General features: G+C 69.6%; 18 protein-coding genes and 1 pseudogene. 11 read left to right on the top strand and 8 right to left on the bottom strand.

Annotated elements, in window-relative coordinates; translation table 11 throughout:
* Window positions 1-151 precede the first annotated feature (151 nt).
* The 5 genes from ABT340_RS26125 to ABT340_RS26105 all read left to right on the top strand — a co-directional run bounded on the left by ABT340_RS26125 (window position 152) and on the right by ABT340_RS26105 (window position 4,882).
* Complete coding sequence (locus ABT340_RS26125) at window positions 152-688, top strand: RNA polymerase sigma factor (protein ID WP_352013465.1); 537 nt, start codon at window positions 152-154, stop codon at window positions 686-688.
* Entirely contained in the window at window positions 685-1,527 is an 843-nt protein-coding gene (locus ABT340_RS26120; RefSeq protein ID WP_352013464.1) for a hypothetical protein, read from the top strand. The genes ABT340_RS26125 and ABT340_RS26120 overlap by 4 nt, the downstream gene beginning before the upstream one ends.
* 545 nt (window positions 1,528-2,072) lie before the next feature.
* Window positions 2,073-2,549: a hypothetical protein gene (locus ABT340_RS26115; protein ID WP_352013463.1), complete on the top strand. Its 477-nt coding sequence runs from the start codon at window positions 2,073-2,075 to the stop codon at window positions 2,547-2,549.
* Between the two features lie 306 nt (window positions 2,550-2,855).
* Window positions 2,856-3,797, top strand: coding sequence for a PLP-dependent cysteine synthase family protein (locus ABT340_RS26110; protein WP_352013462.1), 942 nt, complete (start codon window positions 2,856-2,858; stop codon window positions 3,795-3,797).
* A gap of 212 nt (window positions 3,798-4,009) precedes the next feature.
* A complete protein-coding gene (locus ABT340_RS26105) occupies window positions 4,010-4,882 on the top strand; it encodes a TIGR02569 family protein (RefSeq protein WP_352013461.1) in 873 nt (290 codons plus the stop codon).
* A gap of 440 nt (window positions 4,883-5,322) precedes the next feature.
* Here the strand turns inward: ABT340_RS26105 and ABT340_RS26100 are convergent, their stop codons facing one another.
* Both ABT340_RS26100 and ABT340_RS26095 read right to left on the bottom strand, forming a co-directional pair.
* Window positions 5,323-8,502 carry a S8 family serine peptidase gene (locus ABT340_RS26100; RefSeq protein WP_352013460.1) on the bottom strand — a complete coding sequence of 1,060 codons (3,180 nt, stop codon included), beginning with the start codon at window positions 8,500-8,502 and terminating at the stop codon, window positions 5,323-5,325.
* Between the two features lie 253 nt (window positions 8,503-8,755).
* On the bottom strand, window positions 8,756-9,070 hold the full coding sequence (locus tag ABT340_RS26095; protein ID WP_352013459.1) for a hypothetical protein: 315 nt from the start codon (window positions 9,068-9,070) through the stop codon (window positions 8,756-8,758).
* A 180-nt stretch (window positions 9,071-9,250) separates the two neighbouring features.
* Here ABT340_RS26095 and ABT340_RS26090 point away from each other — a divergent pair, with 180 nt between their 5' ends.
* Window positions 9,251-10,957, top strand: a complete 1,707-nt coding sequence (locus ABT340_RS26090; protein ID WP_352013458.1) for a hypothetical protein — start codon at window positions 9,251-9,253, stop codon at window positions 10,955-10,957.
* A gap of 967 nt (window positions 10,958-11,924) precedes the next feature.
* Here the strand turns inward: ABT340_RS26090 and ABT340_RS26085 are convergent.
* Complete coding sequence (locus ABT340_RS26085) at window positions 11,925-13,118, bottom strand: MFS transporter (protein ID WP_352013457.1); 1,194 nt, start codon at window positions 13,116-13,118, stop codon at window positions 11,925-11,927.
* A gap of 240 nt (window positions 13,119-13,358) precedes the next feature.
* Here ABT340_RS26085 and ABT340_RS26080 point away from each other — a divergent pair, with 240 nt between their 5' ends.
* From ABT340_RS26080 to ABT340_RS26065, 4 genes are all read left to right on the top strand, one after another.
* A complete protein-coding gene (locus ABT340_RS26080; protein WP_352013456.1) occupies window positions 13,359-13,844 on the top strand; it encodes a MarR family winged helix-turn-helix transcriptional regulator in 486 nt (161 codons plus the stop codon).
* Between the two features lie 265 nt (window positions 13,845-14,109).
* Window positions 14,110-14,241, top strand: coding sequence for a hypothetical protein (locus ABT340_RS26075; RefSeq protein WP_352013455.1), 132 nt, complete (start codon window positions 14,110-14,112; stop codon window positions 14,239-14,241).
* A gap of 504 nt (window positions 14,242-14,745) precedes the next feature.
* Window positions 14,746-15,930, top strand: a complete 1,185-nt coding sequence (locus ABT340_RS26070) for a coiled-coil domain-containing protein (protein WP_352013454.1) — start codon at window positions 14,746-14,748, stop codon at window positions 15,928-15,930.
* Window positions 15,931-16,237: 307 nt separating this feature from the next.
* Entirely contained in the window at window positions 16,238-16,591 is a 354-nt protein-coding gene (locus ABT340_RS26065) for a VOC family protein (RefSeq protein ID WP_352013453.1), read from the top strand.
* A 210-nt stretch (window positions 16,592-16,801) separates the two neighbouring features.
* On the opposite strand, the pseudogene ABT340_RS26060 reads toward ABT340_RS26065, so the two are convergent.
* A pseudogene (locus tag ABT340_RS26060) lies at window positions 16,802-16,993 on the bottom strand (Tn3 family transposase); the annotation flags it as partial.
* Between the two features lie 133 nt (window positions 16,994-17,126).
* Entirely contained in the window at window positions 17,127-17,738 is a 612-nt protein-coding gene (locus tag ABT340_RS26055; protein ID WP_352013452.1) for a PDZ domain-containing protein, read from the bottom strand.
* A gap of 584 nt (window positions 17,739-18,322) precedes the next feature.
* Between ABT340_RS26055 and ABT340_RS26050 the strand changes: the two genes are divergently transcribed.
* A complete protein-coding gene (locus tag ABT340_RS26050; protein WP_352013451.1) occupies window positions 18,323-18,880 on the top strand; it encodes a class I SAM-dependent methyltransferase in 558 nt (185 codons plus the stop codon).
* On the opposite strand, the gene ABT340_RS26045 is transcribed toward ABT340_RS26050, so the two are convergent.
* From ABT340_RS26045 to ABT340_RS26035, 3 genes are all read right to left on the bottom strand, one after another.
* Window positions 18,816-22,037 (bottom strand): lantibiotic dehydratase, encoded by a 3,222-nt coding sequence (locus tag ABT340_RS26045; RefSeq protein WP_352013450.1) that lies wholly within the window; start codon window positions 22,035-22,037, stop codon window positions 18,816-18,818. The genes ABT340_RS26050 and ABT340_RS26045 overlap by 65 nt on opposite strands.
* Entirely contained in the window at window positions 22,034-22,810 is a 777-nt protein-coding gene (locus ABT340_RS26040; protein ID WP_502992530.1) for a cupin-like domain-containing protein, read from the bottom strand. The genes ABT340_RS26045 and ABT340_RS26040 overlap by 4 nt, the downstream gene beginning before the upstream one ends.
* A 98-nt stretch (window positions 22,811-22,908) precedes the next feature.
* The gene (locus ABT340_RS26035; protein ID WP_352013449.1) at window positions 22,909-23,067 is read right to left on the bottom strand and encodes a hypothetical protein; all 159 of its coding nucleotides are present in this window, start codon (window positions 23,065-23,067) and stop codon (window positions 22,909-22,911) included.
* Between the last annotated feature and the right edge of the window lie 399 nt (window positions 23,068-23,466).

The raw sequence follows: 23,466 nt of genomic DNA, 5'->3' as shown, positions 1-23,466 counted from the left end.
TCAGGCTTGTTGGCACTGATAGGTCACGCTACCTGCAACCGAACGGGGAGGCCCCTGGGAGCGGCGGTCCAGGACGGCGGGGTGAAACACTCGGAAAGGGTGTCGGACATGTATCGAGATGTCCGACACCTTGGCACGAGGAGAGTCATCTGTGACCCATCCCCCGGGAGCGCGAGACCGCTTCGAAGCGATCTACAACGCGCACTACCCGGCCATCCACCAGTACGCCGCCCGCCGTACGGACTCGCCCGAGGACACAGCGGACGTGATGTCCGAGACGTTCCTCACCGCGTGGCGGCGCATCGCCGACGTGCCCGAGGGCGAGGCCGCCCGCCTGTGGCTGTACGGCGTGGCCCGTCGCGTCCTGGCCAACCAACGGCGCGGCCAGTCTCGTAGGGCCGGGCTGGCAGAACGGCTGAAGGACGAGTCGTCCGCCACACGGCTGTCCGGGCCAGACGGGCTTGACCATGTGCGGGGGGCGTTCGACGGCCTTCCCGCCCGTGATCGCGACGTGCTCGCGTTGGCCTGCTGGGAAGGCCTGACCGGCCCGGAGATCGGCAAGGTACTCGGCTGCACGGCGACGGCGGCCCGCATCAGGCTGCACCGCGCACGCAAGCGGCTGGCCAAGGCGCTGGGCCTGACGGAAGCAGACCAGGCGATCACGGAACTGAGAGGAGAGAGCCTGTGAGCAAGATCGACCGGCTGGTGACCGCCATCGACCCCGTACCCCACGCGCCAGAACAGGGGCAGGACGCGCGGGAGTTGTTCCACGAGATTGTCGCGACGCAGGTCAAGGCACGTCGCAGAGTGCGCTGGCCGGTGTTGATCCCCGTCGCCGCAGTGCTGGCGGCGGCGGCCGTCACGGGGGTGGCCTTCATGCCCACCGACGCGCCGAGCGGCATCACGCCGGCCGCCGCGCTGGCGTTCCAGCGTTCGGGCGATGACTGGATCGTCACCGTCAAGAACCTTTACGCCGGCCCCGAGCGCTTCGCGTCCGAGTTCAGAGCCCGCGGGTTCGACATCCGACTGTCGATCGCCCCAGGCTCGCCGAGCACAGTCGGCCATGTCACGGGCGGGGAAGTCACGGAGGGAACGACTCGCATCGAGGAGGAGTCGGTGGAATGCGAGTCTCCCGGCGGCCGGTGCGCGGTCTCGTTCCGCATTCCCGCGGAGTTCCAGGGCAGCGCACAGATCTGGCTTGCCCGTCCAGCCCGGCCCGGTGAACGGTACGAATCGGCCGGTGATGTCGATGCCACCGGTGAGCTGCTGCACTGCGTCCCGTTCCGCGGCATGACCGTGGGCGAGGTACGGGGAGTGCTGGCCAAGCGGGACGGCTCGATCGAGGAGTTCAGGGTCGGCAAGAGGTCGGAGCGCGCTCAGCAGGTGCCGGGCAACTGGTTCGTCAAGGACGCGGTGCCGACGGCCCCAGGGCGGGTGCTTGTCTGGGCGCAGCCGGACCGGGTGAAGTTCACTCCCGAGCTGACCACATACGTGGAGAAGAAGATGTCCGGATGTCCCAAGGGCTGACCGAGAAATGCCCACATGAGTATGGCGCCGCGGCAGAAGGTGCGGCGCCGTACGTGCGCTGACTGCCGGAACAGCACAACCGCGGTTAGGTTCCACCTAACGTGATCTGGCTCAACCGCGTCGCTGACGGTGACAGATCGGCCAAATAGCGTTGCCGATTTCCGGCCACGAAGCATTGCCCGTCACAGCCGCCGCCGGACTGGCTTCACGCGCGCACATGTAAGGCTCCCCCGAAACGCTCGAAACGCCGTTGCCCGTCGGTTACCGCCCCGGCGGCGGGGGGTCGAGCGGGCCGTACAACGGCGGCTCGTGGCGTGGGGAAAGGCCTTCCGGGCTCCGCGCCGCCGGGGCGGGTGCCGGTGGTGCGCAGCCGGGCGACCTCCGCCCTCACCGAAGCGCGGCCGGTCGAGGCGGGGCGTGCCCACTCGGCCAGCACTTCGGCCGGGGTGGCCGCCGGATCACCGTGGCGGGCAACGCGGGCCCTCGCAAGCCCGCCCCACCCGTGAACGCCGCACACCATAATCATTCCGCCTACCGCACCGGCGATGGAGGACACACGGGTAACGACGAGCCGCGTGAAATTCCCGCGCGGCGAGATCGTCGCCGACGACATCAACGCGACCGTACCGGCCCGCCAGGGGCTCTGCAGGCGCCACCCGAAACTGCCGCAAGGCGAGTCCTACAACGATGACGCGCGTCTGATCAACGCGATCGCCCTGGACGACCTACGCGCAGAATGGCGGAATGTGGCGCTGCGCGACGACGAACGAGCCAGCGCGGAAGACGTCACCGACGCGCTGACACTGCACCTTGCGGAACGCCGACGCGCCGAGGGCAACGAACGCCTGCTGATCGACATGGCGCGACGACGAGAAGTGGCCTGGGCGCACATCGCGCACCTGCTGGGCTACGCCGACGGCGACACCGCCCAGCAACGCTGGCCTTCCTCATCCAGCAGCGCACCGGCGACCACCGCATCACCCTGGTCGACGACGCCGCCGTGGCGCGGTTCCCACACATGAACGCGACCGACTGACCACGACGACGATCGGCCTCGGCCAGGAACCAGAGAACCTGGTCGGGGCCGCGTCGACTCCGGCACTCGTCAAGCCGTAGCGTGATCGGCCCCTCGTTAAGACCGTGTCCTATGTGGTGAGTCGGACGTTCATCTGCACCTGGGCCGAACGGGCAACCGCGACTGTCATTTCAGGGCGGAGCGCACGGATCCCCTGACCCGCTCGCCGGTGGCGAACAGGCGCGGTCTTCCGAACCGCGCCTGACATGGTGGGGTGGTGAATTGGGACACGCGAGCGCTCGATGTGCTGGCGGTGGGTGAACCCACCCCGCTGATCGACTTGCCGATATCGGCGCCCGGGATCAGGCTGCTGCTGAAGGACGAGTCCGCGCAACCGACGGGGAGCCTACGGTACCGGCACGCCAGGGCGCTGTTCCGCCGGGCCGTGCTCGACGGTTCGGTCACCGAGGGCGTGACCGTGGTGGAGGCGACCGGCGGCAACGCGGCCGTGGCCCAGGCGTGGTTCGCGCGGCGGCTCGGGCTGCCGTACATCGTGGTCATGCCGGGCGAGCGCAGCCAGGCGCGGGCGCGGGCGGTGGAGGAACTGGGCGGGGAATGCAGATTCGTGACGCCGCCGCCGGCGATCTACGAGGCCGCCCGGGAGATCGACGGGCACTTCCTGGACCAGTTCGGGCGGGCCGCGCCGCACGACCTGGCGGAGGAGCTGTTCGGACAGGTACGGCCGGACTGGGTGGTGACGGGCGCGAGCACCGGAGCGACCTCGGCCACCCTCGGCCAGTGGATCCGGGCCCACGGTGCGGACTGCCGGGTCGCGGTGGCGGATCCCGAGAATTCGGCCTACTTCCCAGGATGGACCCTCGACGTACCCGACTACGGCACCGGGATGCCCTCGCGGATCGAGGGCATCGGACGCCCACGCATCGAACCCGGCTTCCGGCCCGACCTCGTGGACCTGGTCGTCCCCGTGCCCGACGCGGCCGGTCTGGCAGCGGCCCGGCACATCCGCGAGGTGACCGGGCTGCCGGTTGGCGCCTCCTCGGGCACCGCGTTGTGGGCGGCGCTGGAACTGGTGGAGCGCATGCGGGCCAGGGGCGAGACCGGCACGGTGGTGTCGCTGATCGGCGACGCGGCCGATCGGCATCTGGCGACCTGCCATGACGACGGGTGGGCCGCCGGGAAAGGGCTGGACGTCGGACAGCACATGGGCACCCTGAGGCGGCGCACCAGCTTGTGACGCCTCGACGTACGGGGTCTACGGCCTGCTGCGTAGCCACCGGCGTCGCCCCGGGTGCCTGCTGTGACCGGAGGTGCGAGCTGAACTTGACCGATCGGCCTTGCGCTTGTCGAAGTTCCTCCGCACTCCGCCCAACCGATCAACCGGACGCCTCACGGCGTACGCCGAAATCCAGGTGCCCGACGAGTTGGCGATCCGGCACTCTGCCCGCTATGACCTTGAGAACGACGACCGAACCCCCCGCAGGCGTGCTCGCAGCCTTCCGTCTGGCGGGAGCACCCCGCCCGCTTGCTGGTGGCCAGGGGCAGAGCTTCCGCGTCGGGAACGCGGTCTTGAAGCCGGTGGACACCGCGGAGGAGGCCGAATGGTGCGCAGAGGTGTTCGCGGGCCTGACTTCCACGTCTGAGTTTCGAGTTCCCCGGCCCTGTCGTGCAGATGACGGAAGCCACGTCGTAGCCGGGTGGGCGGCCTTCGAGTTCGTGGACGGCCAAGCGGGGCCGGCCGGCGAGTGGGCGACGCTGATAACCGCCGGCAGGGCCTTTCACCGGGCCTTGCGTCATCTGCCCCGGCCCGGCCTGCTTGACCGGCGCCAGCATCCCTGGGCGGTAGCCGACCGCATCGCGTGGGGCGAGATCAGTTCGGTGACATCGGCTCACACCAACGGGCTGCTGGCGACGTTGCAGGATCTCCAGCGTCCCGTGGACGCGCCCAGCCAGCTCGTGCACGGGGACCTTACGGGGAATGTGCTGTTGATGTCCGGGCGACCGCCTGCTGTGATCGACTTCTCGCCGTATTGGCGGCCGGCTGGGTATGCCGAGGCCATCGTCGTCGCCGACGGCCTCCTCTATCACCGTGCGGAGCCTGAACTCGTCGACAGGGTGCTTCCCGGCCGCGATGGGCTCCAGATGCTTGTCAGGGCTCTGACCTTCCGGTTGGCCACCGCGGCCCTCTTCGAAGGCCCGAGCGGGACGCTCCCTCAAGAGGAATTGGCACGCTTCGCACGTGTGACCCGCCTGGTGGCGGAACGGATTCACACAGATCATCACTTCGGCATCGGTCTTCGGGAGCCTGAGTACAGAAATTAGCGGTAGAGGCTGCCACCTGCGGAAACGTGTGATCATGGCCAGACGGAACGTTAACTCTGTCCGGTCTTTCAAATCACATCCGCCCAGGTCAATGCTCTGGGACGTCCGAACGCCATGATTCGGCCACTGCCCCACCCTGGTCGTCCACAGCCGTAACCACTCCGGCGGCCACCCGCAGCCCGGGCCCTCTGACCAGCTCGGACGCTCTACTTTGCGTCTGGTGACACCGATCCGAGCGCCGGGCCTGGACGGGTGAGTCCGCGCCGGGGGAACCGACGAGGTACGGCCCGTCTCGGCGACCGCCCTGGGCGCCGGGGCCGAGTACGAGACCTGGCCCGGAGAAGTGTCCGCCCGGCATCCTGTGGCCGTCCGCGGAGGGAGAGAACGGCGTGCCCGGGACTCCGCACATCCGAGTCCCGGGCACGCCGTTTTCAGGGGGCTCAGCCGACGGCGTAGGCGCGGGTGATCGTCTGCGTGACGCCGTCGCCGGCGGAGTCTGTCACCGTGGCGCGCAGTGAGACGAATCCCGGCGTGCCGGGGTTCGTCAGAAGGGCCGTCCACCCTGCCCGGGAGGGGATCGCGGGAACCGGACGCCAGGTCGCGCCGTCGTCGAAGGACGCCTCCAGTTTGATCGACCTCACCTCGGCCCCGGGAGCTCCGGGGTTCCTCTCGACCCAGACGGGCAACCGGGTCAGCGACCGCGGCCTGGCCCGGTTGAGGTCGTCGAGGCCGGCCGGCGCGTAGCGTACGGCCATCAGGGGCAGCGGTCGCGGCGTGGCCGTACCGGCCGAGTGGAACGTCCAGACCGCGTCCACCGCGGTGGACAGCGTCGCGTTCGGCACCTGCCTGCGTGCCGCGGCGGTGAGGGTGTAGACGGCGGCGTCCGGGGGGAGCTTCGCCGTCAGGCAGTTCCTCACCCGAACCGCGCAGTCCGCCAGGTCGGCCCTGGCGACCACCTTGGTGTCCCGGGTCAGGGTGACGTCGCCGGTGATGGAGGCGTCGGTGCCGGTCCGCCCGGCCACGCCGTCGGTGAACAGACCGCCGGGGAAGAAGGTCAGCTCATCGCCCGTCCGGGCGCCGCCGGAGGTCGCGAACGCGGGACCGGTCACCGCGGGATTCCACAGCTCGCGGTGAGGTCCGCCCGCCGGGTACCGGTCGGTGCCCGTCGTCGAGAGGGTGCCGGACCGCAACTGAGAGTCCCAGACGAACCCGGGGGTGCGGTAGTGGGTCATGGTGCCGGGCAGGTTGACGTCACGCGTCGGATACACGATCGATGAGCCGGACTCGGGGAAGAGGGGGCCCAGGGCGATCTCTCCCTTGGCGGCCACACCGGACGCCCGGTAGGTCGCGGCCACCTTGACGAGGTCACTCGTGCGCGCGGTGTAGGAGGGATCGTCCGGGATGCCGCCGGTGCGATGGTCGACGAGGTCGTAGCGGTACGGACTGGGAACGGTGTCCTTCCTGTGCCATACGGTCCTGGTCCTGTAGCTCAGTCCGGCCTGGCGGCTCGGAAGCACGAAGAAGGACCGGTTGGGGTCGGCCCAGGCGATCCACGCGAAGTTCCAGGACCCGTTGGCCAGGGCGAACTCCAGGACCTGGTCGGGTACGGCCGTCGGCTCGTCCAGCGAGAACCGGACCTGCTTGCCCTGGCGCGCGTCCAGTGCGATCCGCCGGTCGCCGTCGACCTTCACCGGCACGTGCGCGGTCGTGATCGCGATCGTGGACTCGGTCACCACCTCCGCGTAGAGATTCCACTCCCCTTCGGGTAGCCGGACCTTGGCCGCCCCGTCTCTGAAGGGCAGATACTCCTGGGCGCCGGTCTTGAGGTTGTACATGTGCCCCTGGACGACGGCGGAGCCGCCGTCGAGACCGGTCGCGGTGATGGTCACGTCGTGGGACTTCGGCTCCACGTACGCGCCCGCCAGGGTGCGCAGGACGGTGCCGCCCGATGTGGCCGTGATGATTCCGGGGTAGTCTCCCGGCGCCTTCCCCTCGGCGTCGATTGTGAGGGTGAGCGAGGACTCTCCTCCGGCGGGCACCTCAAGCCGCTGGACCGGCAGCTTCAGTACGTCGACGTCCGTGGTGAGGTCCAGGGTGACCGGGACGTCGCCGGAGTTGGCGTAGGTGAGGGTCCTGGTCGTCTTCCGGCTGCCGGACTCCTGCCAGGGGAAGACCACCCAGAGATCGGCCGATGGCGACACGACCGGCTGCGCCAGCGCGCGGACCAGGTCCACCCGCCCGGTGCCCTGCTCATACGGCGTGGCGCCCGCGGTGGGCGCGGCGGTGCCGGTCAGTGCCGCCTTGAGCCGTTCGCCGTTCCAGTCGGGGTGGCGCTGGGCGAGGATCGCGGCGGCCCCCGCCACGTGCGGGGCGGCCATTGAGGTGCCGCTGTGCGCGGCGTAGGGGCCCTCGGCGGTGCCCTCGGCCGCCGCGGCCACGATGTCGACGCCGGGGGCGGTGAGGTCCGGCTTGATCGCGTGGTCGCCCACCCGGGGGCCGCGGCTGGAGAACTCGGCGATCTGGTCCGCCCGATCGACGGCCCCGACGGTCAGAGCCGCCTCAGCGCTGCCCGGGCTGCTCACCTTGCCGAGCCTGCCTTCGTTCCCCGCGGACATGACGAACAGCGCGCCGGTCCGGGCCGACAGCGTGTTCACCACCTCCTCCAGGACGTCGATGTCCGGTGTGTCCTGCCCGCCGATGCTCACGTTGATGATCTTGGCCTTGACCTCGGAGGCGGCCCATTCCATGCCCGCCAGCAGGGCGGAGTCGGTCACCCCGTTCTCGTCCCCCACCTTTCCGAGGGCGATCTTGGCATCCGGCGCCACACCCCGGTACTTCTCGCCGGCCCCCGCGATGATCGAGGCGACGTGCGTGCCGTGGCCCTCACCGTCTCGCATGTCGGGGGCGTCGCTGAAGTTCCGCGCCTGGGTGACCACGCCCTTCAGGTCCGGATGGTCGGTGTCGTAGCCGCTGTCGAGCACGGCCACCGTGACGCCCTTGCCGGTCAGGCCCTGCTTCCACGCCTCCGGGGCGCCGATCTGCTTGACGCTCCGGTCGAGGCTGAACGAGCGGCGGCCGTCGAGCCAGAGTCTGGTCCTGCCCGCGACCAGGGCCCGGGGGCCGCCGATCAGGTCCTTCCAGGTCTCGCCGGCGTGTGCCTTGGGGAGGCGCAGGGCCGTCATGCCGAGATCGGCCAGCTGCCTGGTCTGCCGCGCGGCTCGCGGGGCGGGCGCGAGTCCCTGGGCCGACTGCGCGATCACCGGGATGTCGGTCCTGTCCGCGTCGCCGTACCGCCATTCAAGAAGCTGGGTGACGTCGAACAGCCGTTCGTCCAGCACTCCCTCGGCCACCAGCGGCATCGCGTCTGAGGGGAGGACGAGGAGATGGCCGCCGCGGCGCTGTACGGCGTAGCGCACCTTCCTGCCGGGCCCCGGCTCCACCCGGTGACTCCTGCCGGTCACGACGACGCGGTCGCCGGTCACCAGGGTCACGCTGCCGGTCTGCTGTGCCGTCCCCCGCGCCTCCTGTGTCGTCCGCCCTTCTCCTACGACGTTCTCCCCTTGGGGAACGGGATCCTGGACAACCGTGACGCCGACCGCCACGGTCAGAATCGCGGCCATCAAGCCACTGCCCAAGCTCATGCGCACCTCTCGATTCAAAGGAAATGGATCATCCGCTTCCCTTGGGCAGTTGGCCGCATTTGGTTACAGGCCTCCCCAGCCGCCGCCGAGCACGTCCGCACCCGGCGCGCCCACGGCGCCGGATCCCGTGGTGGGACAGGGGGTCACGCGAGGTGCCGTTCCGCCGCTCACGCGTAGGAGCTGAGCGGCCGGATCAGACAGTCGGCTGCCAGTTGCTCGTCGATGTGGGCCATCACGAAGATCGGGGTGAACGTCGGGATATCGGCGTCCTCCAGATACCCCAGCAGGGCGCGGGAGCCATCCGCCCAGCCGCCGTGGCGGCTTGGGCGACGTCGTCGGCCTCACGCAGCGCCCCGTGCACGGCGGCCACGTCGCCGACGTGTCCGGCGCGGGTGGCCTCGACCATGAAGAACATGCCTTTGAGCAGCGTCCGCATCGCCTCGGTGTAGCCGTGGGCGTCGCGGGCCTTGCGGCTTTGGTTCATCGCCGGGCCCAGCGTCGTACGGGTCTGCTCCAGCAGCCGCTCCAGGTCGGGCAGCGCGGTCAAAAGCGCCGCGCTGGGGCGGGGGGGTAGTGGGGGGCACCGGTCGTCTCCTACGGCGGGGGGCGGATACTGGCGGGGGCTACCAGCGTCTGGGCGAAAGTCTCCACCAGGGCGATGCCCGCGGACGGGGAATCCGGGTTCACCACCAGATGGCGGAAACGCCAGCCGAGCGGCCAGGAGCATGTGCCGTTCAGCGAATCGGGTGCCGCGCCGGGGCGTCAGCGCGGCCCGCTGGGCGGGCGGGGCGGCAGACCACGGCGGGGTGACCGCGTCGGCGACCTGGCGTGCGAACGCCTCGACGGCAGCCGTACCCGGTCGCACGCCGAGCTGCGCGGCGCGTGGGCCGTGCTCGGCGACGGCGCGGAGGACGCCTTCGAGGTGGCCAGGCGTCGGTGGCTTTTGAGCCACACCATCAGGGCCAGCAGATGCGCGTCGGTCGAGGACTTGTCCCGCGCCCACTCGATCTCGTCGTCCGACGGGGTGAACGCGTCGGACAGATCACGCGACGCCCATCCGCTTGAACGTCGGGTAGGCGGTGTGATCGATCGACGTCACCCGCACCTCAAAGATACGACCGACAGGACCCCTATTCGCTCGCTCGGCGCCTCCACCACGGGATACTGCATGTCGATGATCGAATACGACAGTCCGGTCTCGTTCCGCGGTCAGCTCCAACGGGGACGCGGTGCCGCAGTGCATCGTACGTCGACCGCCCCCGGCGCCGCCGACACGGTGTATGAGTGCGTGATTACGGACACGCGCTGGGACCGACAAGTTGATCAACGCGACAGCTACCTCGCCGGCCTCATCGCTCGGCTCGACCTGCCGCTGGCACCGATCCAACAGCACCTGCTCACGTACGACGGCGAGGACGCTGAACCGGTTGAGCTTGCCTTGCAGGTCCTTGCCCTGCTTCCGATGGTCGGTCGACTCGACGCGGCGGCCGTGCTGCGCGGGTACGCGATCGACGGGCCGCATTGGTCCACGGCACTGGAGGCGATCGTCGACAGCGGGGCGATGAAGCTTCCCACCATCTGGGACGGGCTCGCTGACGACATCATCGCCAACCGCGACGATGCCCAGCTTGCACAGGCGATCTGGTGCGACACGGAGCCGTGGACAACGTTCGCGCAGTCCCAGCCACGGGTCCGGCGAATCATCGACGAACTCAGGGCCTCCCGTTCACCCGGACCGGCCAGGCGCGACACACGACCCGAAATCGTCGCCATCGACAACGAAGACCTGATCGGGCTTGTCGCTGCCGGCGGCTTCGAGCAGCCGCGGGCGCTGGAGGAACTGGGCAGGCGCGGCGATCGCATCGTCTTCGACTTCGCCGAAGACTCCGGCCTACGCAACGCGGCCGGGTGGCTGCCGGGTATCCCACAGGCGCTCCACCACCTTGGGCCAGACGCGCTGCCACGCGCCCGCACGTGGATCGGCAGCGGCGACGACACACTCGTCGCGTTCGGGGAGCGTGTGGTGGCAGAGGTCGGCGACCGGGGCGATGCGCCGGTGTTGCTGGCCGCGTTGCACCGCACAGTCGTCGCTGGGGAATGGTGCGCTGCCGAGGTTCCGGCACGAGGCCTGGGCCGGTTGGGGATCCATGAAGCCGCAAGCGAGCTCATGGCCGCATGGGAAGGCACAGTTCATTCACTTGCCCGAGAAGCGTTCCTGGACGGGCTTCGGGGATGTGCGCCGCATGAAGCCGAAGCCGTCATGGTCGAGGGACTTGACGATTGCGAGCCAACGGTTCAGCAGCGCGCGTGTGAGGCGGCGCCAGATACGGCCGCAGTCCGCTCGCGTCTGCGGGAGTTGACTGCCGATCCCCTGGCACCTGAGGTTCATGAGGCCGCGAACACGAAACTGCAGTTCCTGGCCATTGATCCCTGAGCTTCTCAACCGCGCGGCATCACCTGACCAGAAACCGGCGTCGACCTGCGGGGAAGCACTACCAAGATCGGGTCATGGCCCCTTTCCCACGTACTCGGTTCCCAGCCATCGAGAGGGCGAGATTCCTGGCCAGCTGCTGATTGTGCCAGCCGTCCACCATCACTTCGAACACCTGCTCCTGGGGGGTGCAGTAACGTCACCCCATCGGTCAGCTGCAGCCGAGCGGTACCTGGAAGCCGGTCGTTCGCCCTGGACACCGTCACTCTCCGTCGTTCGCATCCAATGCGAAGGCTGTATAGCGCCCCAGGTCAGCGTATGGATCCCTACCTTCTCGCCTGTCTCAAACCGCGCTCGGATAGGTAGAGTGCAGTCGGCCGAAACGGCGCGCACAGCAGCCCCTTCGTCGAGTCCGAGCCGTCGGGCGCGAGGGGTCGCCAATTCGCATCTGATGCGATACGCGGCGGTCCCGGAATACGGCGGAAACGGGCTGCGTCCGCCGGAGACCGCAGGTCAGGCGGTGGGAGCGTACACCGGGTTTCGGCTGTGGATGGCGGTGCCCGGTGTGGGGCCGGATTGGTTCCCGCTGCGGCCTCACCCCGCTGAGCTGGTCAGACGCCGTTTCAGGAACCGGACAGAACGCAGGTTCTGTCCGGTCAGCGTCCCGGAGTGACCCGTTTCCGCCGTATTCGGCCCAGGACTCCCGAAGCTACGGCCAGGGGCAAAGTAGGAGGCTGACCGGACAGGACTACGACTCTGTCCGGTCAGCGGAACCACATCGTCCCAGGTCACGGCTCTGACTCCGAGCGCCCCGCCAATCCGGTCCCCCATGCCGACCCGGGACGGGCCGCCGAAACCCGGCCCCGGCGGGCGGTAATGAAAACCCGCGCTGAGCTGGACTGATCCGCCTACTTTGCGGCTCGTCGCAGCTTCGGGAGTCCTGGGCCGGAAGGAACGGGGAGGAGGACGGTCAGTGGTGAGCGGGAACGGGAGCGGCGGTGACGGCGCCCTCCCGCACGGGGGCGCGGTGCTCCAGGACGGCGGACCAGACGGCCAGCAGGAGGGCGGACCCGGCGAGCAGCGCGCCGACCCAGTTTGGGGCGGTGTAGCCGAGGCCGGCGGCGATGACCTGGCCGCCGAGCCACGCGGCGAGGGCGTTGCCGAGGTTGAAGGCGCCGATGTTGACGGCGGAGGCCAGGGTGGGCGCGCCGTGCGCCTGGTCGAGCACGCGCTTCTGCAGCGGTGGGACGGTGGCGAAGCCGAGCCCCCCGACGAGCAGGATGGAGACCGCGGCGAGGATCTTGTTGTGTGCGGTGAGGGTGAACAGGGCCAGGACGACGGCGAGTCCGCCGAGGGAGGCGTAGAGCATCGGCATCAGCTTGCGGTCGGCGAATCTGCCGCCGAGCAGGTTGCCGAGGAACATCCCGACGCCGAACAGGACCAGCAGCCAGGTCACCGCGCCGTCGGAGTACCCGGCGACGTGGGTCATCATCGGGGCGATGTAGGTGATCGCCGCGAAGACACCGCCGAAGCCGAGGACGGTCATTGCCATGGCGAGCAGGACCTGGGGGTTGCGGAACGCCGTGAGCTCGCGGCGCAGGTGGGCGCCCTCGGGGCGGGGCAGAGCGGGAACGAGCTTGGCGATGCCGAACAGTCCGACCACGCCGAGCGCGGCGACGACGGCGAAGGTGACGCGCCAGCCGACGGCCTGGCCGATGAAGGTGCCCAGCGGAACGCCGGCGATGTTGGCGACGGTGAGGCCGGTGAACATCGTGGCGATGGCGCCGGCCTTCTTGTCCGGGGCCACAAGGTCGGCGGCGACCACCGAGCCGATGCCGAAGAACGCGCCATGGGCGAGGGAGGCCACAATGCGGCCGGCGAGCATCACGCCCATGATCGGTGCCACGGCGGAGAGCAGGTTCCCCACCACGAACAGGCCCATGAGGATCATGAGCATCGTCTTGCGGCCGATCCGGGTGCCGAGCGCCGTCATCAGCGGGGCGCCGATGACGACGCCGATCGCGTAACCGGTGACCAGGAGTCCGGCGGAGGGGATGGACACCCCGTAGTCGTCGGCGATCTCGGGCAGCAGGCCCATGACCACGAACTCGGTCGTACCGATCCCGAAGGCCCCGATGGCCAGGGCTAGGAGCGCGAGAGGCATGGTGTGCCGCCCTCCATACGATTGCTGTTGCGCCTTACACGCTTAGACAATAATTGCATACGCGGGCTAAGTGCAAATGCGGGTATTTGCTCGTCAACGACGGTGGGCGACGGCGGCGGCGGAACGCGCGGCCGGGCGCGATGAGGGTGATACTTGCATGAGCGGGATACACGTGTTAGCCGATATTGCGTGCAAGGGTTTATCTTGGAGAGCATGCACCATGGAAGGAGAGTCGCACCCATGACCGCCACGGACCCCGCGCTGACCGCCCTCGCCAACGGCTGGGCCGCTCTCTACCTCCTGGCCGGCCGGATCGAGGCGCACATCGAGCGTGCCCTTCAGGCCAAGCACGACCTGAGCGTGCGCGAGTACTCACTGCTCGACGTGCTCAGCCGCCAGCACGACGGCGAGGGCGGGCACCTGCAGATGAAGCAGGTCGCCGACGCGGTCGTGCTTAGCCAGAGCGCCACCACCCGCCTCGTCACCCGGCTGGAGGACCGCGGCCTGCTCTCGCGCTACCTCTGCGCGACCGACCGCCGCGGCATCTACACCGACGTGACCGGGTCCGGCCTGGAACTCCTGGAAGCGGCCAGGCCGACCAACGAGGCCGCCCTCCGGGAGGCGCTGGACGAGGCCGCCAAGAACCCCGAGCTGGCCCCGTTGGTCGCCACCGTCGAGGAGATGAACATGTCGCGACGGCTCCCGGAGCCCGCTGCCACACGCTGAGCACGACGAAGCTCCGGGACCTCGACAAGGCTCGGGGCCTGGGTCGGTGTCACCAGGGGCAAAGTAGCTCAGCGTGAGGTCTGACCAGACAGAACGTAGCTCTGTCGGATCTTCCGAATCACATCCGACCAGGTCAGCACTCTAGGACTCCTGAACGCTATGATCCGGCCGCTGCCCCGCCCTGGTTGCTCACAGCCGTAACCACCCCGGCGGCCACCCGCCGTCCGAGCCCTCTGACCAGCTCGGACACTCCACTTTGCGCCTGGTGACACCAACCCGAGCGCCGGGCCCCGTCGCCAAGCGCGGCCGCTGGGCTCCGGCCACCCCGGCCGTGCTGCGCTACATCCGTGCCATCGACCGCCGGCGCGACAACGCCATGCGCAACGTCGGCCTGTGACCCGTCCTATAGGGCTTCACCGCTCGTGGCCAATTCTCATTGGCCACGAGCACGGTCTGGCTGTCGGCGAGACATCGAGGGTCGGGGCATGGCCATTCGTTTGTGAGTTGAGGAACGTGTCACGTCTCTGAGCCGGAAGCACTCCCAGGGGGCTGGCCATCAATGAGACGTCGCGGGTCACCGAGGCGTCGTTGGTCACGATCCGCGAGGCCCCACAGTCCTGCAGGGCCTCAGGCTCCGTGACACTTTCTCATCCGTCCTCTGGGACGCAGCGGTGCGGTGAGGGCGCCAGGCGGCCACCGAGCCTTCAAAAAGGCCTCTGAGCTGCGCACTGACACCTCGTGTGGATTCGCACAAACGGACAATCCACGCCGCAGAAGACCTCCGATCCGCCTACTTGCGGGAATTGTCATTCCCGGTAGTAAGCGATCTGTGCCACCAACGCAACGAAACGTGATTATTGATTTTGAATTTCTGGAAAACAGAAAATGCTAGCCTGGAGGGGTGAGCGAGAGAGCCGGCGCGGTGACGCCGTGCAAGCACTGTGGGATGCCGATCGAGCAGCGCCAGGGAAGAGGACGGCCCAAGGCCTACTGCCCGCAGGGTGACTGCCAGGCGGCGGCCAAGCGCGAACGGGAGCTGAAACGCGCGACCCCCGGCCTTGAGGGCGCGCTCGCCCGCGCGGAGGAGTTCTACGAGCGGATGGAGAAGGGCATGGCGGCGGCGATCGCGCCGCTGGCGCAGATCCTGGCCGACGAGCTGAGTCCCGCCGGGGTCGAGGCGAAACTGAGCGCGGTGCAGGCCGAGGCCCACACCCGGGTGGCGATCGCGCGCACCGAGCGGGAACAGGCCTTCGAGCAGGTACGGCTGGCCCGCGAGGCCACCGGACACGCCCGCCGGGAGCGGGACACCATGGCCCGCCAGGTCGAGGAGGCGAACGCCGAACGGGACATCGCCCTGGCCGACGCCGAGACTGCCAGGGAACAGGCGCTGGCCGCCCTGCACGAGGCAGCGGCCACCGAACGGCTCGCCAAGCACGCCGAACAGGAGGCCAGACGACGGGCCGACCACGCCGAGGCGGCCAGGGACGCCACGTTGAGGGAGACGGCCGAGCGGATCGAGACGGCCGAGACCGCCGCCGAGCAGGCCCAGGCGCTGGCCGTACAGGAACGAGAGCAGGCGGAACAGGCCCGCGCCGAGCGTGACCAGGCGGAACGGGCGGCGGAGGCCGCGCAGCGGGCGAGGGCGGAGGCCGAGCGGGCCGCCGTCGCCTCCGAGGCCCAGGCCAGAGCGGCCGAAGCCGAACGGGACAGGGCCCAGGCCCGGGCGGACGCCGAGGCTCAGGGCCGGGCACAGGCGCTGGCCGAAGCCGCCGAGGCCCGGGCGCAGGCGGCCCGCGCCGACCGGCAGTCGGCCCAGGCGGACAAACGAGCGGCGCGCCAGGTCACCGAGGCGGAGGAACGGGCCATGGCGAAGGTCGCGGAGGCGGAGGAACGCGCCGCCGCGCGGATCGCCGAGGCACAGGCGGAGCGGGACAGGGCGCTCATGCAACTGGCCATGGAGCAGGTGAGGCTTTCCGACCTGCGGGAGCAGATGGAGGCTCTGCGCCTGGAGGCCGCCCAGCTCAGGGAACGCGCGGTGACAGCGGAACTCCGCGCCCCCGCCACTCCCCCGGAACCGGCTCCATAGGCGTCGCGACCTGACGTCGTCAGTCCGCTACGCGGGCCTCCAGGTACTGACGTGTCCATGTCGGCCCGAAACCAGGCTGGAAGTGGAGAGGCACCATCTCCGGGAGCTGACGAAGATTCGTCCGCGTCTTCCCAAGACCCCGCGACACGGCCGTCCCAGATCCTCGGAGGCCATAACCGGAACGGTCGGACGCCGCGGTTGCCGAGTCTCCGGACGGCTCGTGCTCCACCTGGTTCTCACAGGAGTACACAAGTCGGCCCGCTCCTTCACGGAGGGACGGCCGCCGGTCCTGTCTATGCTCAGGCCCATGGCACTGGAATGGGAACAGATCATCGTCGACTCCGCCGACCCCGTCGCTCTCGGGCGCTGGTGGGCAGAGGCTCTCGGCTGGGTGGTGGTCGACGCATCCGAGGAGATCATCGAGATCCGGCCTGAGCCGGACCGGATGCCGGGGCTGCTCTTCGTGCCCGTCCCCGAGGGCAAGACGTCGAAGAACCGGCTCCACCCCGACTTCCGCCCTGACGACCAGGAGGCCGAGGTCGCCCGGCTGCTCTCGCTCGGTGCCCGGCGCGCCAACAACGGGCAGGAGGAGCAGCACTGGGTGACCCTCCTCGACCCGGAGGGCAACGAGTTCTGCGTCCTGAGCGACCGGAAGAGCTGAGCGGAGGCCGGGCGGCTGTCCGGGCCCGCGCATCCCCCGCAGCAACACGGACAGAATTGACACGGAAGTGGTCTCCGGCACAGATCGCCGACGTGCTGACCATCCGGTACGCCGCGGGTGGGGCGGCGCGAGACCCGCTCGGCCTCGGCGATGCCCAGCGTGCAGGGCGGTGGCGTCCTTCACGATCTGGTCGTACTGCTGCCAGTCGATCGTCTTGGTGGACAGCGTCGGCGCCAGGTGGGGCCAGTTCTTGTCCTTGCCGGCCGTCGGCCGGTACGGCTTCGCCGAGCCGATGTTCTTCAGCCTCGGCCTCAGCTTGAAGTCCAGCATGTACGCGAAGGCGAACCCGACGATCAAGGCGCCGTGCGTGTCGGTGTACCGCCGCGACACGCTCTCGATCATCGAGGCGACCTCGGAGGCCGAACAGGACTTCAGCCGGTTGTAAGCTTCCGCACCCTCAGAAGCTTGTTCGCCTCCGCCCACGGGCTTTCCATCTTGGCGGCCTCGGGGAACCGGGCATCCACCTCGAAGAATTTCAAAGGGTGTCGACCAGGGTGACTTCGGCGGTTCTGACGCCGCCGTCGGGCCTGCGGTAGGTGACGGGGACGACGGCTCCCGCGCGCAACACTCCGACACGGGCGGCACTCTGCTCCCTGGCATTGGTGATGACCCTGCCGTTGAAGGAGACGATGACGTCACCGGGCCGGATCCCGGCCTTGTCGGCAGGGCTGCCCGGCACCACGTCGGACACCAGCGCACCGCTGTTGTTGGGGGCGTCCTCACGGACGATGCCGAACAGACCCTGCCTCCCCTCGGTGATGACCACGTCGAGTGGTTGCCGCTCACCGTCGACGCTCAGGTTTCCGCTGTAACGGGCCCGCTGCATGGGGGCGTTGGCGGCGGCCTGAAGCCAGACCCGTACCGGCACGTTCCAGCGCCAGCGCCCGGGGCCCGTGCGGGCGGTGGCGGTGGAGCCATCGGTGGCGATCGCCTCCGCGCAGGGCCGGGGGCGGCAGTTCATCTCCAGGCGCGTGATGCGGGTGTGCGGAGGGGCGGTGAAGACGAAGGTGCCCGATGTGGGGCGGGTGCGATGGTCCGGCGGATACGTCACGGGTTCGGCGGCGCCCGGGGCATCGAGTTCAGGCACCTCTTGCTGTGGTTCGACCTGCGCGGAAAGTACTGCCGAGGCCGCTGCCGGTCCGGTGACCGGAAACGCGGACGAGGCGGGGGCGAAGACCGTGGCGGTCAGGACGGCCGACATAAGGCACGCGGTGACCGCGGTGCGCCGGACACGCGGCCGGTGGGCACCGACGGGGTTGCTGAGGTTCACAGGGAACGTCCTTCCTGAAGGCGGCCAGGCAGCGGTGACCGTCGATGGGCGCCGGGGCTGTCCATACGCGCGGAACACAGCGCCCAATACAGCAAGTAGTCATCCCATGACCGAGAGTGTCCGACAAGGTCGGACCTTACTACAGGGAATCGGACCGCAGGCCGACCGACTCGCGGCTGCCTCCCGCCACACGTGCGCAGGGCAGGAACGGGCCGCCGGGCCGTGGGCGGCGTCTCGGCGTTTCCCCGGGACTCGGCTCGACGCCCCTGACAGGATGAGGTGACGTTCACGGTCGCGGCGGGAGGGCTGGGCGCGCGATGCTGGGTCGGCTCGCCGGGCAGTTCCGGCTCATCACACGTTCGTTTCCCGCCGCGCGACGGAGATACGGTGTCGTCCGGACGATGCGGCTGGTCTCGCATGAGCTTCTGTTCGACGTCCGGCACGGGACCGACACCTCTCTGGAGCCGCCCGGCTGCGCGACCGCGCACGAGGGCACCAATCCGCTGCTCTTCGCGGAGATGCTGCGAAACGCCCCGTTGACCACCGACGGGCGGGTGTTCGTGGATTTCGGGGCGGGAAAAGGACGGGTGCTCATGCTCGCCGCGAGACACGGTTTCGCCGCGGCGATCGGGGTGGAATCGTCGCCGGAGCTGTGCGCGATCGCGAACGCGAACATCGCCAGGTTCGGCCGCCGCCGTCCCTGCGCGTTGAGCGTCACGTGCGCGGACGCCGGGTCCTTCGCCGTCCCGACGTCCGTGACCGTCGCCTACTTCTTCCATCCGTTCGGTGCCGAGACCATGCGCGCGGTCGTGGAGCGCATTCTCGAATCGCTCGCCGAGGCTCCCCGGGACTTCTACGTCATGTACCTCAACCCGCGGTACGCCGACATGTTCGTCACCGCTGGATTCGATGAGACCGGCCGGTGGCACGACGCGGTGCTTCTGTCGCGGCCTCGATGAGAGTCCGGGCCACGCGCGAGCGGTACCAGCGGCTGAGGAAGTCGTAGAGGACAAGTTCCTGGGCGCGCGCGGCGGCGGGCAGCATCCGGTTCGCGTGCATGTGCAGGAAGCTGCCGACGAGGGCGGTCGCATGACGGGTGAGCCGGCCGGCCCCCGCGCACGCCGCCAGGTCGCCGGCGATGGGACGCAACGCCTCGGAGCGTGCCCGGTACAGATGATCCGGTGCGGCCAGGAGCGACTCCAGTCGCGTCCGCTCCCGCCGGTAGCGGGCGCCGAGCCGGTGGGCGAAGGCGGTGTCGGCACCGAATTCGCGGCGGAAACGATCACGTGCCGCCGTACTGACGGAGAGCCGCCCGGCCAGGTCCAGGCCCAGATCGTCGAGCAGCCGGTCGAGACCGACCAGCGCCAGCCGCCAGCGTGCGTCCATGTCGCGGGGAGTCTCCCCGATCACCTTGAGCGCGGCGTCGCTGTCGGCGTGGAACAGCCGTTCGGCCAGAACGATCCCGTCGGCTCCGCCGTAGCGTTCGACCTCGCGTTCGTAGGTGTCCAGTTGGATCCGCCAGAGTGTGCCCTCGGCGTGGAACGGCGCGCAGGCGGCGAGCAGCGCGGGCAGCACCTCGTTCATCAGGCGGCCGGGATCGCCGTGCAGCCGCAGCCGCAGATGCGGGTCGGGATCGGCGTACCGGACGAAGAACCAGCGGTCGACTGAGGCGTCGGACACCGCCGCGCGCACCAGGGGCCGCACGACCTGCTGGAGTATGGTGTCGGCACCGACCGGGCCGCTGTACAGCTTGGCGTAGAGCCAGGGCGATCCGGGCGGGAAACTTCGGGTGAGCGGCCTCTCCTGGCGCGCCGGGGTACCGGCAGTGGGCTCGGGAGCGCTCGTGCGCAGGAACGGCACGATGATCTCGTGCGCGAAACGACCCTCCGGTCCCGTCGCGGGCACCTCGTCCGGCCCGAAGAACACTTCCTCAAGCCGCACCGGCCGGTGCTCGCGGAACAGGTGGACGGCCATGTCGGCGAAGAGGGGGTTGTCCAGGTCGATGGGCAGTCTCCGATCCGCGTCCACGACCGCGACCCATCGCGGCAGGCGAAGCAGGCGTCGCAGATCCTGAACCGCGGCGAAGCGGGCGGCGGCCGTCGGGCCCTCCAGGGACGCCAGTTGCGCGTCCGACAGACGCCAGCGGGCCCGGGACAGCACCAGCCGGCCGGCGGTGACCCTCGGCAGATAGGGCGCGTCGTCCAGGCCTCCGAACGAGAAGGACAGCCCGCCCGCCTTCCCCTGGCGCTGCAGGTGGCACAGGAAGCGATACAAGGCCGGGCTGCCGGCTCCGTCGAAGCGGTGCGCGACCGTGAGCCGGGGCAGAACCTCGCGGCCGAGCGAACGCGAGCGAAGCACCACCCGCTCGCCGGTGACGGAGACCGTGAGGTCGTCGAGGGGCATTCGCCGCTCCGGCGCGGCCGGTCGGCCGAGGTAGACGATCTCGTACTCGCGAAGGCGCGGCCGGACCAGGACGTTGCCCACCTTGCCCGGCACGGGATGCACGATCTCCGCGTAGACCGCCTCCGGTCGCAGCGCCTCTTCGGCCCGTAGGTGCCGCTGCAGATGGCGGAGCAACCGGTCGTCACGCCGGCAGAACCGGCCCATCAGCGTGGTTCCGGACAGACCGCCCACCGCGGACAACATGATGCGGTAGCGTCCCGCGGCCACCTCGTCCTCGTCGGCCGCGATGATCGTGGCGACGACCCCGAAGGAGTCCGGCGGCGAGGCTGCCTCGCCCGCCTCCTCAAGGGCCCGCACCTCGGCCTCGCCCAGCGACAGCTCCGCCACGCCCGCGCACGCGGCTTCGGCCAGCCAGCGCGTGACAAGCGCGTCCCGCCTGCTGAGCCGAGTGTCCTCGGCCCGTGGAGGAGCCGGGAACGCCAGATCGTCCAGCAGCGGAGCCGGTGCCGCCCCGAACGGGCCGTCAGCGGGGAATCCGACACCGATCTCGTCGTCCAAGGCCTCGCACAGCGGCACCTCGCGCCGGTCGTACCGGTTGAGGAACGCCTCACGGAAGCGGGCCAGAGGGTCGCCGCGCCGCCCCGCGCCGACGCGGCGCAACAGACGCACCCCGCGTTCGATCTCCGCGAGCACGTCTCGTCCCAGTGTCGTCCCGGCGGGCTTCGTGAGATCGACGTGGAAGGAGACCGGGACCTCGGCCAGGGCCGGAAGCGCCGCGGCGACTTCGCGGTAATGCTCCGGATCGGCCCCCGGCGGCGACTCGTCCAAACCCGCGAGCATGGTCCGGGCCCGGCGCAGGGCCGAGACGACCGGCCGGGCGCGCTCTCCGCCCGCCCGGTCCAGCCGGTCAAGGAGGTCGTCGACCGGCTCGGGCCCGCTCACCGTGGGACCGAGTTCGCAGACCAGGAGCTGCGCGTCGATCAGCCGGTCCACGAAGTCGAGCGCCTCGTCCCGGCCGACCTCGGGGTCGACGGCGCCGACGGCGCAGGCCAGCTCTCCGGGCAGGGCCCCGCCCGCGGCCCGCTCAAGCACGGCCTCCAGGTGGGCCGTCGGTTCGACGGCCACCAGATGGTACGACGTCCCGGCGCCGGCAGGGCGCGTCTCGGTGTACCTCAGACGCCCGGCCGCCCGGTAGACGCTGGAGTTCGGCAGATACCTGAGCCGCGGCCGCAGGGCCGGATCCCGCTGCAGGGACTCCGCCAGGGCAGCGAGATATCGGGCGTCCAAACTCGTGTGGCGGCGGTAGGCCTCCCGGCTCGCGAGGCGCAGCCGGGTCTCCTCACCGACCGTCCCGAGCGAGCACCCGGCGAAAAGCCCGAACGGCGTCGGGCGCCCCGCCATGCGCGCGACATACCGAAGAAGACCATGGCCGATCCTGAACCCGCCCCGCGGGTCACGCGCCCAGCCGTCCAGCCGCCCCTCCAGCGACGGTGAGGCCACCCACAGGGCCTCGCGCACATCGGGCCGCAGGCACAGCGCCCGCAGCCGGTCGAGGGCACGCGCGTGCTCCGCCGTCGCACGCTCATGCGAGAAATCCGTCTCCACCAGGCCGTCACCGCCCAGCGCGAACAACGCGTCCAGCGGAAGGTACGGTGTGCGGAGCACGAAGAACTCCGCAGGCCGCCAGGCCGGCTCCTCCTCTGCACCCGTCATCCCCGCAGCAGCCGCCTCACCCGGGCCGCCCCCCGCCGGAGCAGGAACCGCCACAGCGACGGCGTCATGACGCCCTGCGGAAACGGACGCGGCCAGAAGAAGTTGACGTTCAGCGCCCACGGCGTCACCACCGTCACCTGGTGATACCAGCCGACCGGGATGTAGAGCGACTCCCCCGGCCGCAGAGTGCACTGCCAGCCAGACGCCCGCCGTGCGAGCGGGAACCTGTCGAAGTCCGGAACGTTGGGGTCGAAGCGGCAGTGGGTGATCCGGGGAATGCGGTACACCAGCCGGGACTGCGAGGGCGGGAACAGAACGAAATGCTTGCGGCCGATCACCTGGACGTTGCAGTTGGGAGTCACATCGCAGTGCAGTCCGGAGGAGGTGCCCAGGACGCCGCACCACAGATTGGTGTCCACCGGGGAGGCGCGGAACCAGTCCGGGGCCGGCGCGTCGGCGGCGAGCCTCTCTGACAACTGGCTCAGCTTCGCGTCGAGGTAATAGGAGTCCTCGAAGCCGCTGGCGGCGACCGCCTTGGTGATGGCGCGGACGTCGGCGTGTCTTTCGGTGACAGGCCGTAGGTCGTGCGCGGTTTCCACCACCCAGTCCAGATAATCACCGAAAGACGTACGCCCGCCGCGGGCCAGATTCTGGAAAATATTGCTGGGTGGGCCGTTCGTCTCTCGCACGGCGACCTCGCGGTGGCCTGCCACGGACTTGAGGTAGGCGCTGTTCCAGCTCTTGACGGCCCGCCATCCGGAGACATTGTCCACGACCACCTGAGGAAGGCCGGCGAGGCGTGCCGGCCGGAAGTCACCACGTGAGACACGTGGAACCGGTTTCAGATTCAACGCCGACCCACCGTTTTCGTCTACTTGACCCGCTCGCCCTGAATCTCATGCTCGGAGCCGGCGTCGTCGCACGTCCACAGACTCCATCCCTGCGTGCTCAGGATGGGGTCATTGAGGTTGCGCACCGTCTCCCGGTCCAGCGAGAGTTTCTTCCGCGGCTTTTCCGCTGTTTCTTCCATGAATATCATCCTTTCTCGTTACGACGACCGGAGCCCGTCCCGGGACAATCCGGGCGTCCGGCTCCGTGTCAATTGCTTACCGGCTCCGCCGGTGCGGTTTTCCTTATGCCCTTCATTTCCTCGTGTTAATTGTGGTGACCGGTAAACAAACGGGCGGCGTTCGCAAACGGTCACCGGCCCCGGGAGTCCTCGAAGGGGACCGTTCCCGTCGGGCACCCGACGGCGGGCGGTTGTTCGCCGGAGCCTGGCGGAGGAGCGGGAGGCCGACCGGCGTCTTCGCCGAGGGACCCGACGCGGAGCCGTACGACAACGACCTGTGCGGGCATCGCCGAGGCACGGTCCGGTTTACCGTCATCGGCGTACGCCTCAGGGGCCGGTCGTGATGTGCCGGTTTGGCAG

It is taken from the genome of Streptosporangium sp. NPDC000239, assembly GCF_040300765.1.
In the GTDB taxonomy this organism is placed as follows: domain Bacteria; phylum Actinomycetota; class Actinomycetes; order Streptosporangiales; family Streptosporangiaceae; genus Streptosporangium.
This window is presented reverse-complemented; position numbering and strand designations above follow the sequence as displayed.